15 protein-coding genes are annotated in these 17,626 nt (G+C 67.9%); 12 read left to right on the top strand and 3 right to left on the bottom strand.

Annotated elements, in window-relative coordinates:
* Positions 1-84 precede the first annotated feature (84 nt).
* Genes ACZ50Q_RS07840 through ACZ50Q_RS07830 form a run of 3 tightly spaced genes read left to right on the top strand, consistent with a single transcriptional unit; the run spans position 85 to position 3,955 of the window.
* The gene (locus ACZ50Q_RS07840) at positions 85-1,314 is read left to right on the top strand and encodes an ABC transporter substrate-binding protein (RefSeq protein ID WP_092582864.1); all 1,230 of its coding nucleotides are present in this window, start codon (positions 85-87) and stop codon (positions 1,312-1,314) included.
* Entirely contained in the window at positions 1,314-3,191 is a 1,878-nt protein-coding gene (locus ACZ50Q_RS07835) for an ABC transporter permease (RefSeq protein WP_464081078.1), read from the top strand. The genes ACZ50Q_RS07840 and ACZ50Q_RS07835 overlap by 1 nt, the downstream gene beginning before the upstream one ends.
* Positions 3,188-3,955, top strand: coding sequence for an ABC transporter ATP-binding protein (locus ACZ50Q_RS07830; protein WP_464081077.1), 768 nt, complete (start codon positions 3,188-3,190; stop codon positions 3,953-3,955). Before ACZ50Q_RS07835 ends, ACZ50Q_RS07830 begins: the two co-directional genes overlap by 4 nt.
* A gap of 72 nt (positions 3,956-4,027) precedes the next feature.
* Here the strand turns inward: ACZ50Q_RS07830 and ACZ50Q_RS07825 are convergent, their stop codons facing one another.
* Genes ACZ50Q_RS07825 through ACZ50Q_RS07815 form a run of 3 tightly spaced genes read right to left on the bottom strand, consistent with a single transcriptional unit; the run spans position 4,028 to position 7,631 of the window.
* Positions 4,028-5,836: a SulP family inorganic anion transporter gene (locus ACZ50Q_RS07825; protein ID WP_464081076.1), complete on the bottom strand. Its 1,809-nt coding sequence runs from the start codon at positions 5,834-5,836 to the stop codon at positions 4,028-4,030.
* Between the two features lie 60 nt (positions 5,837-5,896).
* Entirely contained in the window at positions 5,897-6,445 is a 549-nt protein-coding gene (locus ACZ50Q_RS07820) for a hemerythrin domain-containing protein (RefSeq protein ID WP_464081075.1), read from the bottom strand.
* A 25-nt stretch (positions 6,446-6,470) separates the two neighbouring features.
* A complete protein-coding gene (locus ACZ50Q_RS07815; protein WP_083714128.1) occupies positions 6,471-7,631 on the bottom strand; it encodes a D-alanyl-D-alanine carboxypeptidase family protein in 1,161 nt (386 codons plus the stop codon).
* A gap of 364 nt (positions 7,632-7,995) precedes the next feature.
* Between ACZ50Q_RS07815 and ACZ50Q_RS07810 the strand changes: the two genes are divergently transcribed.
* From ACZ50Q_RS07810 to ACZ50Q_RS07770, 9 genes are all read left to right on the top strand, one after another.
* Complete coding sequence (locus ACZ50Q_RS07810) at positions 7,996-8,472, top strand: HU family DNA-binding protein (protein WP_092582868.1); 477 nt, start codon at positions 7,996-7,998, stop codon at positions 8,470-8,472.
* A gap of 156 nt (positions 8,473-8,628) precedes the next feature.
* Positions 8,629-9,141 (top strand): MarR family winged helix-turn-helix transcriptional regulator, encoded by a 513-nt coding sequence (locus ACZ50Q_RS07805; protein WP_464081074.1) that lies wholly within the window; start codon positions 8,629-8,631, stop codon positions 9,139-9,141.
* 100 nt (positions 9,142-9,241) lie between these two features.
* The gene (locus ACZ50Q_RS07800) at positions 9,242-10,402 is read left to right on the top strand and encodes an MFS transporter (RefSeq protein WP_464081963.1); all 1,161 of its coding nucleotides are present in this window, start codon (positions 9,242-9,244) and stop codon (positions 10,400-10,402) included.
* Positions 10,403-10,489: 87 nt separating this feature from the next.
* The gene (gene leuS, locus ACZ50Q_RS07795) at positions 10,490-13,147 is read left to right on the top strand and encodes a leucine--tRNA ligase (protein WP_464081073.1); all 2,658 of its coding nucleotides are present in this window, start codon (positions 10,490-10,492) and stop codon (positions 13,145-13,147) included.
* Positions 13,148-13,158: 11 nt separating this feature from the next.
* Complete coding sequence (locus ACZ50Q_RS07790) at positions 13,159-13,821, top strand: LPS-assembly lipoprotein LptE (protein WP_464081072.1); 663 nt, start codon at positions 13,159-13,161, stop codon at positions 13,819-13,821.
* Between the two features lie 3 nt (positions 13,822-13,824).
* Positions 13,825-14,880 (top strand): DNA polymerase III subunit delta, encoded by a 1,056-nt coding sequence (gene holA / locus ACZ50Q_RS07785; RefSeq protein ID WP_464081071.1) that lies wholly within the window; start codon positions 13,825-13,827, stop codon positions 14,878-14,880.
* A gap of 121 nt (positions 14,881-15,001) precedes the next feature.
* Positions 15,002-16,282 (top strand): glutamate-5-semialdehyde dehydrogenase, encoded by a 1,281-nt coding sequence (locus ACZ50Q_RS07780; protein ID WP_092582871.1) that lies wholly within the window; start codon positions 15,002-15,004, stop codon positions 16,280-16,282.
* A gap of 159 nt (positions 16,283-16,441) precedes the next feature.
* On the top strand, positions 16,442-16,822 hold the full coding sequence (locus tag ACZ50Q_RS07775) for a hypothetical protein (protein ID WP_464081070.1): 381 nt from the start codon (positions 16,442-16,444) through the stop codon (positions 16,820-16,822).
* Between the two features lie 4 nt (positions 16,823-16,826).
* Positions 16,827-17,615, top strand: coding sequence for a 2-keto-4-pentenoate hydratase (locus tag ACZ50Q_RS07770; RefSeq protein ID WP_464081069.1), 789 nt, complete (start codon positions 16,827-16,829; stop codon positions 17,613-17,615).
* Positions 17,616-17,626 lie beyond the last annotated feature (11 nt).

Below are 17,626 nucleotides of genomic sequence, written 5' to 3'. Positions count from 1 at the left end.
GGAGCGCATGTTTCAATTAGGCCGCACCCGCGGCGCCCCGGCGCGCGCAGAGGCCCGATTCATCTTCATTCTGCGATACCCGCCATGATCCGTCCCTGCCTCACCCTGCTGCGCCGCGCGCTCGCGCCCGCGCTCCTGGCCCTGGCGCTGGCCCCGGCCGCGCCCGCCGTCGCGAAAGACAAGGAACCGCCGATCCGCATCGGCGAGATCAACAGCTACAAGGCCATTCCCGCCTTCCTGGGCCCCTATAAAAAGGGCTGGCAGTTGGCGCTCGAAGAGGTGAACGCCGCGGGCGGCGTGCTGGGCAGAAAGCTCGAAGTCATTTCCCGCGACGACAACGGCAATCCCGGCGATTCGGTGCGCGCCGCGCAGGAACTGCTGGCGCGCGAAAAAGTCGAGCTGCTGTTCGGCGGCTTTCTGTCCAACACCGGCCTGGCGCTGACCGACTTCGCCAAGCAGCAGGAGGTTTTCTTCCTGGCGGCCGAGCCCCTCACCGACAAGATCACCTGGCAGGAAGGCAACCGCTACACCTACCGCCTGCGTCCCTCCACCTGGATGCACGTGGCCGCGGTGGCGCCCAAGGCGCTGGCGCTGCGCAAGAAGCGCTGGGCCATCGTCTATCCCAATTACGAATACGGCCAGTCCGCCGTGGCCACGTTCAAGGCCATGATGCAGTCCTTCCAGTCCGACGTGGAATTCGTCGCCGAACAGGCGGTGCCGCTGGGCAAGGTGGATGCGGGCGCCGTGGTGCAGGCGCTGGCCGACGCCAAGCCCGACGCGATCTTCAACGTGCTGTTCGCCGCCGACCTGACGCGTTTCGTGCGCGAGGGCAACACGCGCGGCCTGTTCGAAAACATGCCCGTGGTGTCGCTCCTGTCGGGCGAGCCCGAATACCTGGAGCCGCTGGGCGCCGATACGCCCACAGGCTGGATCGTCACCGGCTACCCCTGGTACGCCATCGACACGCCTGAGAACAAGGCTTTCGTCGAGGCCTACAAGAAGCGCTTCAATGAAACGCCCAAGGTGGGATCGGTGGTCGGCTATGCGTCGCTGATGTCCATCGCGCAAGGCCTGAAGGCCGCCGGCTCCGTCGACACCGAAAAGCTCGTCGACGCCTTTGCGGGCCTGAAGGTGGACACGCCCTATGGCCCCATCCAGTACCGCAAGATCGACCACCAGTCCACGATGGGCGTCTACGTGGGCGTGACCGCGGTGGAAGACGGCAAGGGCATCATGAAGGACTTTTCCTACATCGACGGCGCCCGGCTGCAACCGCCTGACGAGCAGGTGCGCAAGATGCGGCCGGCTCACTGATGAATGTTTCGGGGCTGCTGCTGCAGCTGCTCAACGGCCTGGCCGACGCCAGCGCGCTGTTCCTGGTCGCCGCTGGCCTGTCGTTGATCTTCGGCGTGACGCGCGTGGTCAACTTCGCGCACGGCTCGTTCTACATGCTGGGGATCTACCTGGCCTGGACCTTCACCAGCTACTTTGGCGGCGGCGCGGGCTATTGGTTCGGCCTGCTGCTGGCGGCGCTGGCCACCGGCCTGATCGGCGCCGCCGCTGAACTGCTGGTGCTCAAGCGCCTTTACCGGGCGCCTGAACTCTTCCAGCTCCTGGCCACCTTTGCGCTGGTGCTCATCATCGGCGATCTGGCCCTGGCGGTCTGGGGGCCCGAAGACCTCTTCTCCGCCCGCGCGCCGGGCCTGTCCGGCGCGGTGCAGATCCTGGGCCGCCGTTACCCCGAATACGATCTCCTGCTGATCGCCGCCGGCCCCGTGGTGCTGGGCCTGCTGTGGCTGCTGCTCATGCGCACCCGCTGGGGCCGGCTGCTGCGCGCTGCGGCCGAGAACCGCACGATGCTGGCGGCGCTGGGGGTCAACCAGGCCTGGCTGTTCACCTCCGCCTTCACGCTGGGCGCCTTCCTCGCCGGCCTGGGCGGGGCGCTGGCCGCGCCGCGCGTGCCCGCCACGCTGGGGCTGGACCTGGAAATCATCGCCAGCGCCTTCGTGGTGGTGGTCGTGGGCGGCCTCGGGTCGGTGCCGGGCGCCTTTCTGGCGGCGCTGCTGATCTGTTCCGTCAAGGCGCTGTTCGTGTTTCTTGGCCAGGTGCCCATCGGCCCGTGGGTCTTCAACCTGTCCAAGCTCACGCTGCTGGCCGAATTCGCGGTGATGGCGGTGGTGCTGGTGGTGCGGCCGTGGGGGCTGCTGGGCAAACCGCCCGCGCCGGCCTCGCACGCGGGCCTGCCCGAGCGTCCGATTGCGCCGGCCGGCCCGCGCCTGCGGCTGGCCTATGGCGTGCTGCTCGCGCTGTTGGCCCTGGTTCCCGTCGCCACGCTGCACTGGCCGTATCTCAGCATCCTGATGACGGAAATCCTGATCGCCGCGCTGTTCGCCGCCAGTCTGCACTTTCTGACCGGCCTGGCGGGCATGACCTCGTTCGGCCACGCTGCCTGGTTCGGGCTGGGCGCCTACGGCGCCGCGCTGCTTCTGAAGCTGGCCGCCGTCCCGATGGAAGCGGCCCTGGTGCTTGGCCCCTTCGCCGCGGCGTTCGGCGCGCTGGTGTTCGGCTGGTTCTGCGTGCGCCTGTCCGGCGTATACCTGGCCATGCTGACCCTGGCCGTCGCGCAGATCCTGTGGGCCCTCACCTATCAATGGGATGACGTCACGGGCGGCAGCAACGGGCTGACCGGTCTGTGGCCCTCCGCCTGGCTGTCGCACGGGCCCTGGTTCTATTACCTCACGCTCGCGCTGTGCACGGCGGGGGTCTGGTGGCTGCGCCGGCTAGCGTTCTCGCCGCTGGGCTATGCGCTGCGCGGCGTGCGCGATTCCGACTTGCGCGCGCAGGCCCTGGGCATGGACACGCGCCGCATCCAGTGGGCGGGCTTCGTGGCGGCAGCGTTCGCCGCGGGACTGGCCGGCTCGCTCTACGCCTTTTCCAAAGGAAGCATTGCGCCCGACGTGCTGGCGGTGAGCCGATCCGTGGACGGGTTGGTCATGGTGCTGCTGGGCGGCATCCAGACGCTGGCGGGCCCGCTCGTCGGCGCAGCGTCCTACACCTGGCTGCAGGATGCCGCGGCGCGCAGCACCGAGTACTGGCACGCCGTGCTGGGCCTGGCCATCCTGGCGCTCGTCATGGCCTTCCCCGAAGGACTGGCCGGCGCGGCCGCCCGCCTGCGCCGGAGGCCCGCATGAGCCCCGCCGCCCCCCTGCTACAGGTGCGCAACCTGCGCAAGTCGTTCGGCGGCATCGAGGCGCTGGCGAACGTCTCCTTCACGCTCGAAGCCGGCCAGATGCTGGCCTTGATCGGGCCGAACGGCGCCGGCAAGTCGACCTGCTTCAACGTGCTGGGCGGCCAGTTGCGGCCGGATTCGGGATCGGTGCTGCTGGACGGCCAGGAGCTCGTCGGCCTGTCGGCCGCGCGCATCTGCCGGCTGGGCGTCGGCCGCAGCTTCCAGACCGCGGCCACGTTCCGGTCGATGACCGTGCTCGAAAACATCCAGACCGCGCTGTTGTCGCGCGACCGCCTGCTCTTCAATCCGTGGCGCCACGCCACCCGCCACGCCGCCGCCGAAGCGATGGCGCTGCTGTCGCAGGTGCACATGGCCGACAAGGCGCACGAGGCTTGCGGCACCCTGGCCTACGGCGACGTCAAGCGTGTCGAACTGGCGATGGCGTTGGCGCACCAGCCGCGCCTGCTGCTCATGGACGAACCGACGGCAGGCATGGCCACCAACGAGCGCCATGCGCTGATGCGCCTGACCCGCGAATTGGCCGACCAGCAACGTATCGCCGTCCTGTTCACCGAGCACAGCCTGGACGTTGTGTTCAAGCACGCCGACCGCATTGCCGTGCTGGTGCGCGGGGGCCTCTTGGCCGAAGGCGCGCCGGCGGCGATCGCCGGAAACGAACGGGTCAAGGCCGCCTACCTGGGCACCGAGGCGCCGCTGGACGCCTGAACGCGCGGCCGCCGCGATGGCGGCGCGGAACATCGGGCGGCGCGGCGCCGACCGCCTGCCGCGCAACGGGCATCAGCCGTCCTGCGCGCGCTCGGGCTGGCATTCCCAGAAAATCCTGGCCGTGCACCCCGCGCAGATGTTGCGGTCCAGCTTGCCGTAGATGGCGTTCAGCGCCGTCGCCTTGTCCGGAAAGATGTGATCAGCGCCCAGCCGCTCCAGGAATCCGGTGCGCCGCCACATGTCCATCACCTCGGGCCGCGGCCGGTGAAAGTACAGGTCGCCGCCCATGGCGCGCCTGGCCGCCAGTTCGTCGTCCCACACCTGCGCGCCGGCCAGGTCGATGAAGTTCATGCTTTTGGCCATCACCAGCAGATGGCGCGGCGCGCCGGGCGCCGCGCGCAGATCGTGCAGGCGCTGCGCCACATGCGCGGCCGCGCCGAAGTACACCGAGCCTTCCATGCGCAGCAGCTTCAGTTGGGGGCACTCGGGCAAGGCGTCCGGCTGATGCTCCAGGACGACGAAGCGCCGCTCCAGGCCGCGCGAATCGAAGCCCATCGTACGCATCGCCGGCCGCGACGTGCGGTGCAGATACACCATGAGCGACAGCACGGTGCCCAGCAGGATCGCGACCTCCATCCGGATGGCGATCGTGGCGGCCAGCGTCGCGCCGGCGATGGCGCACTCGCCACGCTGCGTGCGCAGCAGTTGGCGCCATCGCGGCAGGTCCAGCAGCGTCCAGGCCACCAGCAGGAGCAGGCCGGAGATCGCGGCGTGCGGGATCAGCGCCAGCAACGGTGCGGACACCGCGACCAGCAGCATCAGCAACAGCGCCGAAAACACCGACGCGAGCGGCGTCTTGGCGCCGGCCTCGAAGTTGGGAATGGAGCGATTGAGCGAACCGCAGGACAGATAAGAGGAAAACAGGCCGCCCACGATATTCGACAGGCCCTGCCCCACGAACTCGCGGTTCGCATCGATTCGCTGCCCTGAACGCGCAGCCACGGCCTTGGCAATGGAAATGGACTGCGCCAGCGCCACGATGGTCAGCGCGAACGCCAGGCTAAGCAGATCGGGCAGCGCGCGCCAGTCGACGCTGGGCACGTGGAACGGCGGCCAGGGCTGGGCAATCGCCCCCAGCACGGGAACCGGCGTCCCGCCTTGCGACCCGATCAGCGTATTGAAGACCCAGGCCGCGAACGTCCCCGCAGCCAGCCCGAGCAGCATGTAGGGCTTGCGCTTGTCCAGCCTGCGCGCCAGCAAGGCCGCGCCCAGGGTCACCAGCGTCACCAGCACGGCGCCGGGATGCGCCTGTCCGATATGCGTGGCCAGGCTCTCCAGCACCGCGCCCGCGCCATGCGCCTCCGACGCCGGCAATCCCAAGGCATCCTTCAGCGCATGCACCGCGATCAACAGGGCGGCGCCGCTGGTAAAGCCGAACAACGCCGACGGCGAGATGAAGTGCGCCAGCGAACCCAGCCGCAATGCGCCAACCAGCCATTGCATCAGGCCGACCAGCACGGTCACGGCGAGCGCAAGCTGGATGTAGGCCGGACTGCCCGCGGCCGCCAACGGCGCCAGCACGGCAAACAGCGCCAGGGAATTCGCATTGGTGGGCCCGGACATCACATGGCGGCTGGAACCGAACAGCGCCGCCACGATACAGGGCACGATGGCCGAATAGAGGCCGTATTCCGGCGGCAGGCCCGCCAGCGTGGCGAAAGCCACGCCTTGCGGCAGCACCAGCAACGCGCCCAAGAGACCGGCGGCCAGGTCGGCGCGCAGCGTCAGCCTGTTGACGTCATCCACCCACGGGCCGAAAAGCCGGCGCGCTATGTTTTTTCCCCCCTGCATCATCCTGTCTTGTTCTCCGGGCCTCGGCATTCGCGCCTGTCCGCCTAGGGTAAACGCTCGCCCCCAACGCCGCAACGCGCGCCGCGCGCGTCAGCCCGCCTCGCCGCCGCGGCGCGCCTTCATGGCCTGGCCGATCGCGGCCAGCGCCTCATCCGAAATCAGCCGCGCCGCCATCGGCAGCAGTTCGTCCTCTTCGCGCCGGATGTGCGCCTGGTACGCCTCGGTGAACGCCTGCACCTGCTGCGGCGGCAATGGCGCGGGCCGTCCCGCCGCGATCTCCGACAAGGTCTCGCGCAGCGGCCCCCACAAGCCGGCCAGTCGCCGGTGATCGGCCATCAGGCCGTCCACGAGCGCATGCAGGCACACCGCATCCGACCCGGCCATGGATTCGATCAGGGCCGGGAACAGATCGTCTTCCTCGTCTTCGTGATGATGCGCGGCCGCGGTGTCGAAGTAACGGCACACGCTCGCGGCGGCCGTCTGCGCCGCGGCGTCGCTGCCGTGCGCCGCCACGTGCGCCGCCAGCCGCGCCAGCGTGGCGCATTGGCGCGCGATGCGCCCATGGCAGGCCGACAGCAGCGCCAGCGGCTCGTCAGGACCCGGCGCCGGGGCGGGCCCGCCAGGAAAGCTCACTGCCATCGCATGTCTCCGAAATGGTCCTGCGTTATCCCTGCGAACCGCGCCACCACAACCGGATGGAATCCCAAGCGCGTCCCGCGATGCCCGCCTCGGCCACCGGCTCCAGCGCCACCACCGGGAAATGCATGGCCGGCTTGCCGTCCACCATGACGCGCAACTCGCCCACCGTGGACTGCGCCGCGATCGGCGCGATCAGCGGCGCCTGCGGCGCCCACACGGACTCGACCTTGGCGCCGGCGGGCACCGTCACGTAGGCGTCGCGCGAGAAACCGGCCTTCAGGCTGTCGCTCTCGCCTTTCCAGACCTCTGGCGAGGCCACGGCCTGTCCGCGCGCATAGAGCTTGATGGTATTGAACCCCTGGAAGCCCCACTCCAGCAACTCGCGGCTTTCCTGCGTGCGCAGCTTGTCGGACGCGGTGCCGACCACCACGGTGATGAGCCGGCGCTGATCGTCGCCATTGGCCCGCCGCGCCGTGGCGATGATGCAATATCCGGCCGAATCCGTATGCCCGGTCTTCAGGCCGTCCACGCTGGGATCCAGCCACAGCAGGCGGTTGCGGTTGGACTGCGTGATCTTGTTGAACGTGAATTGCCTGGCCGAATCGTAAGTCTTGTAGAGCTGCGGAAAATCGCGGATGAAGCGCGTGGCCAGGATGGACAGGTCGCTCGCGGTGGAATACGTGCCCGGATCCGGCAACCCATGCGGGCTGGCGAAATGCGTGGCGTGCAGGCCCAGCCGGGCCGCGGTGTCGTTCATCCGCGCGACAAAGGCCTCGACGCTGCCCGACACGGCCTCGGCCAGCGCGATGGCCGCATCATTGCCCGATTGGATCATCAGCCCGCGCAGCAGGTCGTCCACGCTCACCTTCGAATTGGGCTCCAGGAACATCTTCGAACTGCCCGCCGGCACCTTCCACGCCCGCGTCGAAATCGTGACCAATTGGCTGGCCGTCAGCTCTTTCTTCGTCAGCGCGTCGAACACGACGTAGGCCGTCATGATCTTGGTCAAGGACGCCGGCTCGATGCGCGACGTGGCCGCGTGCGACGCGATGACCTGCCCGCTGGTTTCGTCCAGCAGCAGCCAGGCCTTGGCCGACAGCGCCGGCGCGGGCATCGATTGCGCCATGGCGCCGGATATACAAGCGGTCGCAACGAGCAGGCTCGCCGCCAACTTCTTCATCAACATATAGCTGCTTCACTTCCATGCGTGGTTTCTTTCGGCGCGCGACGGGCCTGCCATGCCTGGCCCCGCGCGCCGCCCGCAATTTGAACACGCGCCGCAAGATAGGTTCACCGGCCGGAATTCCTGGCGCGATTCCTGCCGCTATTTACACCGCGATTCCCGCCATGATTTCGCGCGCCTTTTGTCACGACATCTTGCGAAACCCCTTGCAGAAGGCACTTTTCTGCGGTGAAAACAACAAACAGTGGCTTAAAACCCGCTGGAAAGCCGCATCTGGCGCCGCTCTTCCGCTATCATCGGGCGCGTAGCGTCAAATGCCGATATCCGGCACGCGCTGCTCCATGTCCTCAACATACGGATTTTGACCATGGCCACGAAAGCTAAAGCTCCTGCCAAGAAAGTCACCAAGACCGCCGTCAAGGCGCCCGCAAAGAAGGCAACCGCCGCCAAGCCCGCCGTGAAGCCGGCTGCCAAGAAGGCCGTCGCCGTCAAGAAGGTCGTCGCCGCCAAGAAGGTCGCTGCCGCCCCCAAGGCCATCAAGGCTGCGATGAACAAGACCCAGCTCATCGCCTACATCGTTGAGCAATCCGGCGTCGAAGCCAAGTCGGTCAAGGCCGTTCTGGCCAGCCTGGAAACCTCGGTGCTGGGCTCCGTGGACAAGAAGGGCGCTGGCGAATTCACGCTGCCCGGCCTGTTCAAGGTCGCCGTGCAGAAGGTTCCCGCCAAGGCCAAGCGCTTCGGCAAGGATCCGTTCACGGGTGAAGAGCGCTGGTTCCCCGCCAAGCCGGCTTCGGTCAAGGTGAAGGTTCGCCCGCTCAAGAAGCTGAAGGACGCCGCGCAGTAATTTCTTTACGCGCTGTATCCGGTCAAGCCGGGAAGGGCCCGCCTCGAAAGAGGCGGGCCCTTCTTTTTTCGCCGGGGACTTTGCGGCGACCCCACAACACGGGTAGAATTTATCTTCACGTTAAGATACTTCACATTAAAACAGTGGCCATCAACCATGAATGATCTCGTCGACCTGGTGATTTCGCAGTGGACTACGCAGTGCCCCACACAGGACTTCGCCGCCATGTCGGTCGTTGCGCGCCTGTTCCGCCTGAACGCGTTCGCCACCCGCAACGTCAACCGCACGTTCCGCCAGCACAACCTGCACCAGGGCGAGTTCGATGTGCTCGCCACGCTCTACCGCAGCGGCGCGCCCCACGCGATGAACCCGCAGAAACTCGTCGAGGCCCTGCTGCTCACGTCCGGCGCCATGACCAACCGCCTGGACCGGCTGGAACAGGCGGGCCTCTTGGTGCGCAATCCCAATCCGCAGGACCGGCGCGGCATCATCGTGTCGCTCACCGCCGAAGGCCTGCGCCTGATCAAGGTCGTGCTCAAGGAATACCTGAAGGACCTGAATGAACTGCTGGAGCCGCTGTCCGCCGCCGAGCGCCGGCAGTTGGCCGGGCTCTTGAAAAAGCTGCTGCTCAAGCAGGACCAGGACACCCCCGGCAGCGTCGGCGCCTGAGCGGCGCACCGCACATCCCGTCTTACTCCATTTCCGCATCCAATCAGTGACTACCTCCACGCCCTCCTCGCCCACGCTGACCGCGCCCATCATCCTGCTGATGTCCGTGGCCACCGGCCTGGCCGTCGCCAGCAATTACTACGCGCAGCCGCTGCTGCACACCATCGGCCAGCAGTTCGCGATCTCGAACGCCACGGCCGGCGCCATCGTCACCACCGCGCAATTGAGCTACGCGGTGGGCTTGATGCTGCTGGTGCCGCTGGGCGACATGTTCGAGCGCCGCGCGCTGATCGTGCTGATGAACGTCCTGGCCGCGGGCGGGCTGCTGATTTCCGCCTTCGCCCCGAATATCGCGGTGCTCATCCTGGGCACGGCGTTGACCGGCATGCTGTCCGTCGTGGCCCAGATCCTCGTGCCCTTCGCCGCCACCCTGGCGGCCCCGCATGAGCGCGGCAAGGCCGTCGGCACCGTCATGAGCGGGCTGCTGCTGGGCATCCTGCTGGCCCGCACCGCCGCCGGCGCGCTGGCCGACGTGGGCAGTTGGCGCACGGTGTACTGGGTGGCCGCCATCCTGATGCTGTGCATGTCCGGGGTCCTGTGGCGGGTGCTGCCCCGCTACCAGAGCCCCACGGCGATGAGCTATCCGCAGTTGCTGGGCTCGATTCTGCGCATGTTCGTCGAGGAACCGCTGTTCCGCGCCCGGTCGCTCATCGGCGGGCTGCTGTTCGCCGCCTTCAGCATGCTGTGGACGCCGCTCACCTTCCTGTTGGCCGGCCCGCCCTATGAATACAGCAACACCACCATCGGCCTGTTCGGCCTGGCGGGCGCGGCCGGCGCCTATGCCGCCAACCGCTTCGGTCGCCTGGCCGACCGGGGCCTGGGCAATATCGCCACCCGTGTGGGCCTGTTGCTGCTTTTGGGTTCCTGGGGACTGATGGCGTTCGGCCAGGTTTCGGTGATCGCCCTGCTGGCCGGCATCCTGGTGCAGGATCTGGCGATCCAGGGCGTCCATGTCACCAATACCAGTTCCATCTACCGCCTGCGGCCCGAGGCGCGCAGCCGCCTGACGGCGGGCTACGTCACCTGCTACTTCATCGGCGGGGCGTCCGGTTCGCTGGTATCGTCCTGGCTCTACGCCCATTTCGGGTGGCCCGCCGTGGTGACCGCGGGCGCCGTCCTGGCGGCCGTGACGCTGGCATATGGCGCCCTCGCGCCCAGTGCGCGCATCCCGGAAACGCCCCCAGCGCCTGCCCGCGCCTAGCACCTCCTATAATCAGGGGTTTTGACCGCCACCGCGCCCCGGCGCGATGGGGCGGCTCACCCCTTTTTTGCCACCGCGCACGAGCCCATGCAGGAACGCTACCTCCCCACTACCGTCGAAGCGGCCGCCCAACAAGACTGGCAGGCCCGCGACGTCTATCTGGTCCAAGAACACGCAAAGAACGCCGACGGCTCCGAAAAGCCCAAGTTCTACGCCTGCTCCATGCTGCCCTATCCCAGCGGCAAGCTGCACATGGGCCACGTGCGCAACTACACCATCAACGACATGATGGCCCGCCAGCTGCGCATGCGCGGCTACAACGTCCTGATGCCCATGGGCTGGGACGCCTTCGGCATGCCGGCGGAAAACGCCGCCATCAAGTCCAAGGTGCCGCCCGCCAAGTGGACCTACGACAACATCGCCTACATGAAGAAGCAGATGAAGGCGATGGGTCTGGCGATCGACTGGACGCGCGAGATGTGCGCCTGCGATCCGCAGTACTACAAGTGGAACCAGTGGCTGTTCCTGAAGATGCTCGAAAAGGGCGTCGCCTACCGCAAGACCCAGGTCGTGAACTGGGACCCGGTCGACCAGACCGTGCTGGCCAACGAACAGGTCATCGACGGCCGCGGCTGGCGCTCGGGCGCGCTCGTTGAAAAGCGCGAGATCCCCGGCTACTACCTGCGCATCACCGATTACGCCGACGAACTGCTGGGCGCCGTCCAGAACGACCTGCCCGGCTGGCCCGAGCGCGTGCGCCTGATGCAGGAAAACTGGATCGGCAAGTCCGAGGGCCTGCGCTTTGCCTTCCCGCACCAGATCGCCGGCCAGGACGGCCAGCTCATCCAGGACGGCAAGCTGTACGTCTTCACGACCCGCGCCGACACGATCATGGGCGTGACCTTCTGCGCCGTGGCGCCGGAACACCCGCTGGCGACGCACGCCGCCGCCAGCAATCCCCAGCTCGCCGCGTTCATCGAACAATGCAAGCTGGGCGGCACGACCGAGGCCGAGATGGCCACGCGCGAAAAAGAAGGCATGCCCACGGGCCTGTTCGTCACGCACCCCATCACGGGCGCGCAGGTCGAGGTCTGGGTCGGCAACTACGTGCTCATGACCTATGGCGACGGCGCCGTCATGGGCGTGCCGTCGCACGACGAGCGCGACTTCGCCTTCGCCAAAAAATACGGCCTGCCCATCGTCCAGGTCGTGGACGTGGCCGGCAAGGCATATTCCACCGACGCCTGGCAGGAATGGTACGGCGACAAGCAGTCCGGCCGCACCATCAACTCTGGCAAGTACGACGGCCTGTCCTACAAGGAAGCCGTGGACGCCATTGCAGCCGACCTGGCCGAAAAGGGCCTGGGCGAAAAGCAGACCACCTGGCGCCTGCGCGACTGGGGCATCTCGCGCCAGCGCTACTGGGGCACCCCGATCCCCATCATCCACTGCGCGGACTGCGGTCCCGTGCCGGTGCCGGAGAAGGACCTGCCCGTGGTCCTGCCCGACGACCTCATTCCCGACGGCAGCGGCAACCCGCTGGCAAAGAATGAAGCCTTCCTGTCCTGCGCCTGCCCCAAGTGCGGCAAGCCCGCACGCCGCGAAACGGACACGATGGACACGTTCGTGGACTCGTCCTGGTACTTCATGCGCTACACCTCGCCCGGCAACGACAACGCCATGGTCGACACGCGCAATGACTACTGGATGCCGATGGACCAGTACATCGGCGGCATCGAGCACGCCGTGCTGCACCTCTTGTACGCGCGCTTCTGGACCAAGGTCATGCGCGACATGGGCCTGCTCAACTTCGACGAGCCCTTCACCAAGCTGCTGTGCCAGGGCATGGTGCTCAACCACATCTACTCGCGCAAGACGCCCCAGGGCGGCATCGAGTACTTCTGGCCCGAGGACGTCGAAAATGTGTACGACGACCGCGGCGCCATCGTCGGCGCCAAGCTGAAGTCGGACGGCTCGGCCATCACCTACGGCGGCGTGGGCACGATGTCCAAGTCCAAGAACAACGGCGTCGACCCGCAATCGCTGATCGACACGCTGGGCGCCGACACGGCGCGCCTGTTCGTCATGTTCGCCAGCCCGCCCGAACAGACCCTCGAATGGTCCGACTCCGGCGTCGAAGGCTCCAACCGCTTCCTGCGCCGTCTCTGGTCCATCAGCTACGGCCACCGCGACGCCGTGGCGCGCGGCTTGGCCCAGGGCACCGACTGGGCGCAGGCCCCGGCCGCCGTCAAGGATCTGCGCCGCGAGGTCTACGGGCTGCTCAAGCAGGCCGATTACGACTACCAGCGCATCCAGTACAACACCGTGGTGTCGGCCTGCATGAAGATGCTGAACGCCATCGACGATGCCAAGCTGCCCGAGGGCGCCGCCACCGACGCGGCCTACGCCGAGACCCTCGGCGTCCTGCTGCGCGTGCTGTATCCGGTCGTGCCGCACATCACCTGGCACCTCTGGCGCGACCTGGGCTACGCCCACGAGCTGGGCGACCTGCTCGACGCGCCCTGGCCCCACGTGGACGAAGCCGCCCTCGTCGCCGACGAGATCGAGCTCATGCTCCAGGTCAACGGCAAGCTGCGCGGCTCGATCCGCGTGGCGGCCAAGGCCCCCAAGGAAGACATCGAAAAGCTGGCCGCCAGCCAGGAAGAGGTCGCCCGATTCCTGGAAGGCCGTCCGCCCAAGCGCGTCATCGTGGTGCCGGGCAAACTGGTCAACGTCGTAGGCTGATGAGGTCAAGCATGTACTTCGCCGGGCAACAAACGCAACTTTCCCGCCAAACCTGGCTGCTGCGCGGCGCCTGCCTGGCGCTGTTCATGCTGCTCTCGGCCTGCGGCTTCGCGCTGCGGGGCGTGACCCCGATGCCGTTCGACCGGATGTACGTGGGCATTCCCGACACGACCCAGTTCGGCGCGGACGTGCGCCGCGCCCTGCGCGCGGCCTCGCCCAACACCAGGCTGGTGGACTCGCCCAAGGAAGCGCAGGCGATCTTCCAGCAGGTGAACGACTCGCGCACCCTGCGCGAGGTCTCGCTGAACGCCCAGGGCCGCGTCGAATCCTACGAACTCGGCATCAACTACACGTTCCGCCTGATCGACGCCCAGGGCCGCGTGCTGGTGCCCGACACGACGCTGTCGATCTTCCGCGAAATGCCGTACGACGACCAGGTGGTGCAGGCCAAGCAGGGCCAGATCGACACCCTGTTCAAGGCCATGCAGCGCGATCTGGTGTCGCGCGTGCTGCGCCGTATCACGGCGCCGGACGTGCACAAGGCGTTCGAAGCCGCGCAGGCCGGCGAAGACACCGGCGAAACCCCGCTCTTCAACCCGAACGAGCCGCAGCCGCAGCGTGTTCCCACGCCGTGGCAGACGCCGTCCGTCACCGATCCGACCAACGTGCGCTAGCCCATGGCACAGCCCCTGGACGCGGATCGGCTGGCCGAACACCTGCAGCGGCCCGGCACCCGGCTGGCGCCGCTGTACACGGTCTCCGGCGACGAGCCGCTGCTGGTCACCGAGGCGGTGGACGCGCTGCGCGCCGCCGCGCGCAACGCGGGCTACACCGAGCGCCTGTCCATGGTGATGGACGCGCGCAGCGACTGGAGCGCCGTCATCGCCGCCACGCAGAGCGTGTCGCTCTTCGGCGACCGCCGCATCCTTGAAATCAAGATCCCCACCGGCAAGCCCGGCAAGTCCGGCGCCGACACCCTGGCCAAGCTGGCCGAACAGGCCGAAAAGCAGCCGGACGCCGACACCCTGGTGCTGATCTCCCTGCCCCGGCTGGACAAGGCCACGCGGGAAAGCCGCTGGATGCAGGCGCTGACCCGCGCCGGCATGACGGTCGACATCGCCAGCATCGAACGCGCGCGCCTGCCCGCCTGGGTCGGCATGCGGCTGGCGCGCCAGAACCAGCGCGCCGACAGCGCCACCCTGCAATGGATGGCCGACAAAGTCGAAGGCAACCTGCTCGCCGCCCACCAGGAAATCCAGAAGCTGGGCCTGCTCTACCCCGAAGGTCAGCTTGCCCCCGAGGACGTGGAGCGCGCCGTGCTGAACGTCGCGCGCTACGACGTCTTCGGCCTGCGCGACGCGATGCTGGCCGGCGACATCGGCCGCACCATCCGCATGATCGACGGCCTGCGCGCCGAAGGCGAAGCGCTGCCGCTGGTGCTGTGGGCGGTCGGCGAAGAAATCCGCCTGCTCGCGCGCGTCGCCGAGGCTCGGGCGCTGGGCCAGGACGCCAACGGACTGATGCGGCGCCTGCGCATCTTCGGCGCCCACGAGCGCCTGGCGCTGCAGGCCCTGAACCGGGTCCAGCCCGGCGTCTGGCCCGCCGCCGTGCAGCATGCCCACGAAGTCGACCGGCTGATCAAGGGTCTGTCGGTTCCCGGGCGCCTCTCCGACCCCTGGGAAGAAATGACCCGCCTGGCGCTGCGCGTGGCCGCCGCCGGCGGACGACCGTGAAGGCGGCCTGGCCGCCGCCTTCGACTCGTCCCCCTCATCCGGTCGGCAGACCGGATCTCGCCCGGCCCCGTGGCCGGATATACACTGACTCTCCAGGCGGCGCCCGCGCTGCCCCACCTCCATGATCGACGCCGCCATGTCCTCGTCCTCCATCGAACAAGCCATGCTCACCCTGGGCGAAAACGCCCGCCGCGCCTCGCGCGCCATGATGCGCGCCGACAGCGCGGCCAAGAACCAGGCGCTGATCGCCATGGCCGACGCCCTGGCCGCCAGCCACGACGAACTGAAGGCCGCCAATGAACGCGACGTCGCCGCCGCGCGCGCCAACGGCCTGGAGCCGGCCCTGCTCGATCGGCTGACGCTGTCGGACAAGACGCTGGCGCACATGGCCGAAGGCCTGCGCCAGATCGCCGCCCTGCCCGATCCCATCGGCAGCATCACCGCCACCACGGTGCGGCCCAATGGCATGCGCGTTGCCCAGATGCGCGTCCCGCTGGGCGTGATCGGCATCATTTATGAATCCCGCCCCAACGTCACGATCGACGCCGCCGCCCTGTGCCTGAAGTCCGGCAACGCCGCCATCCTGCGCGGCGGCAGCGAAGCGCTGCATTCCAACGTGGCGCTGGGCCGCATCGTGCAGACCGGCCTGGCCGCTGCCGGCCTGCCGCAGGACGCGGTGCAGGTCGTCGCCACCACCGACCGCGCCGCGGTCGGCAAGCTCATCACCATGACCGAGCACATCGACGTGATCGTGCCGCGCGGCGGCAAGGGCCTCATCGCCCGCCTGTCGCAAGAGGCGCGCGTGCCGCTCATCAAGCACCTGGACGGCAACTGCCACATCTACATCGACGCGGCCGCGGACCCGGACAAGGCCCATGCCATCGCGCTGAACGCCAAGACCTACCGCTACGGTATCTGCGGCGCCATGGAAACGCTGCTGATCGACGCGGTCGCGGCGGTATCCATCCTGCCCAGCCTGGCCGCGGCCTTCGCCGAGCACGGCGTGGAACTGCGCGGCTGCCCGCGCACGCTGGCGCTGCTGCCGCACGCCAAGGCCGCCACCGAAGAGGATTGGGCCACCGAATACCTGGCGCCCATCCTGGCCGTGCGCATCGTCGACACGCTGGACGACGCCATCGAACACATCGCGCGCTACGGCTCGGGCCATACCGACGCCATCGTGACCCAGGACCTGACGGCGGCCCAGCGTTTCCAGCGCGAAGTCGACTCCAGCTCGGTCTACGTCAACCTGCCCACCTGCTTTGCGGACGGCTTCGAATACGGCCTGGGGGCCGAGATCGGCATCTCCACCAACCGCCTGCACGCGCGCGGCCCGGTCGGGCTGGAAGGCCTGACCACGCTCAAGTGGGTCTTGAACGGCGAAGGCCAGACCCGCGGCTGACGCCCCTGCGGCGCCCCGTGCCCAGGCGCGCACTGACGCGGCCCTGAATGACGCGGCCCTGAACACGGGGCCGCGCCAAGTTCTCTACAATAGGGCCAGCTTTTTTTGCCCGAATTTGTCCATCCCACGCGGCCCGCCCGCGCATCGTTGAGATTCCCCATGCATTCTCCCGTCATGGCCATGGCCTTCAGCCTATTCGTGCTGTGCTTCATCACCTGCACGATCAGCGGCATCGTGCTGTTCTTCATCAAGACCCGGCAGATCAACGCCGCCATGAAGCATCCTTACCTGCAGCATCGGCCCTTCAACCAGTTCCCGCTGGCGATCCAGGCCGCGATCATGCTCGATTATTTTTTCCGGCTGATGTTTCCGGGCACGCGCTTCTGGCTGATCGGCAACGCCAACGACCTGCTCGGCCATGTCGATCCCAAGAAGACCCCGCTCTCCTTGAAATGGCCGATCGTCGGTTTCTGGGGCTCGTGCTGGCTGGGCCTGATCGCCATGATCGTGCTCTGGATCATGCTGTTCCTGGGGAGGTGAGCGCATGCAGATCGGATTCGAAGACTATCCCGGCAGCATCGAAGCCGCCCGTATCCTGATCGCGGCGCGTCTGGCCGGCGTTGCCGGTCCGCGCCTGCCCGCGCACTGCCGGCCGCAATCCCTGAGCCAGGCCATTGCCGTGCAGCGGCGCACCGCCGAACTGCTGCGCGAAACCCGTCAGGACGGCATCGCCGCCTGGAAGAGCGCGCTGCCTTCCCCGGAAAAGACCGTCGTGGCGCCCATCTACGCGTCGGGCACCGCGGATGCCGCCGCCGGACCGGTCCCCGCCCGCACCGACGTCGTGCGCATCGAGCCCGAAATCGCCTTCCAGATCGCCCGCGACCTGCCGCCGCGCGACACGCCCTACACCGAAGCCGAGATCGACGCCGCCGTCGGCAGCGCCCGCCTCGCGCTGGAAATCCTGGGTTGCCGCTATGCGTCTCCAGAACATGCCAGCCTGCCCGAACTGCTGGCGGATCACATGTTCAACCAGGGACTGGTGCTGGGTCCCCCGATCGCATCGCCGGACGCGGCGCCGGGCAGCATGACCATCACGCTGACGGTCGATGGCGTCGAAGTCGAACAACACGCTGGCATCCACCCGAACGACCATCCCAAGGCCGGGCTGTACTGGCTGGCCAACTTCCTGCGCGAGCAGGGCCTGGGCCTGGCGGCCGGGCAGCACGTCATCACCGGCTCTTATGCCGGCTTCCTGGACGTGCCCGCCCATCGGGACATCGAACTGGCCTATGGCGATCTGGGCGTGCTGCGGGTGCGCTTCGGGCACCCATGACGGCGCCAGCG

It is taken from the genome of Achromobacter sp. T5-5 (assembly GCF_055397965.1).
This window is presented reverse-complemented; position numbering and strand designations above follow the sequence as displayed.

Bases quoted from the DNA above. Each gene is read 5' to 3' on its own strand.
- ACZ50Q_RS07770 (WP_464081069.1), top strand. From the start codon at position 16,827: ATGCAGATCGGATTCGAAGACTATCCCGGCAGCATCGAAGCCGCCCGT.
- ACZ50Q_RS07790 (WP_464081072.1), top strand. From the start codon at position 13,159: ATGTACTTCGCCGGGCAACAAACGCAACTTTCCCGCCAAACCTGGCTG.
- ACZ50Q_RS07825 (WP_464081076.1), bottom strand. From the start codon at position 5,836: ATGCCGAGGCCCGGAGAACAAGACAGGATGATGCAGGGGGGAAAAAAC.
- ACZ50Q_RS07835 (WP_464081078.1), top strand. From the start codon at position 1,314: ATGAATGTTTCGGGGCTGCTGCTGCAGCTGCTCAACGGCCTGGCCGAC.
- ACZ50Q_RS07810 (WP_092582868.1), top strand. From the start codon at position 7,996: ATGGCCACGAAAGCTAAAGCTCCTGCCAAGAAAGTCACCAAGACCGCC.
- ACZ50Q_RS07815 (WP_083714128.1), bottom strand. From the start codon at position 7,631: ATGTTGATGAAGAAGTTGGCGGCGAGCCTGCTCGTTGCGACCGCTTGT.
- ACZ50Q_RS07840 (WP_092582864.1), top strand. From the start codon at position 85: ATGATCCGTCCCTGCCTCACCCTGCTGCGCCGCGCGCTCGCGCCCGCG.
- ACZ50Q_RS07775 (WP_464081070.1), top strand. From the start codon at position 16,442: ATGCATTCTCCCGTCATGGCCATGGCCTTCAGCCTATTCGTGCTGTGC.
- ACZ50Q_RS07805 (WP_464081074.1), top strand. From the start codon at position 8,629: ATGAATGATCTCGTCGACCTGGTGATTTCGCAGTGGACTACGCAGTGC.
- holA (WP_464081071.1), top strand. From the start codon at position 13,825: ATGGCACAGCCCCTGGACGCGGATCGGCTGGCCGAACACCTGCAGCGG.
- ACZ50Q_RS07800 (WP_464081963.1), top strand. From the start codon at position 9,242: ATGTCCGTGGCCACCGGCCTGGCCGTCGCCAGCAATTACTACGCGCAG.
- ACZ50Q_RS07780 (WP_092582871.1), top strand. From the start codon at position 15,002: ATGATCGACGCCGCCATGTCCTCGTCCTCCATCGAACAAGCCATGCTC.
- ACZ50Q_RS07820 (WP_464081075.1), bottom strand. From the start codon at position 6,445: ATGGCAGTGAGCTTTCCTGGCGGGCCCGCCCCGGCGCCGGGTCCTGAC.
- leuS (WP_464081073.1), top strand. From the start codon at position 10,490: ATGCAGGAACGCTACCTCCCCACTACCGTCGAAGCGGCCGCCCAACAA.
- ACZ50Q_RS07830 (WP_464081077.1), top strand. From the start codon at position 3,188: ATGAGCCCCGCCGCCCCCCTGCTACAGGTGCGCAACCTGCGCAAGTCG.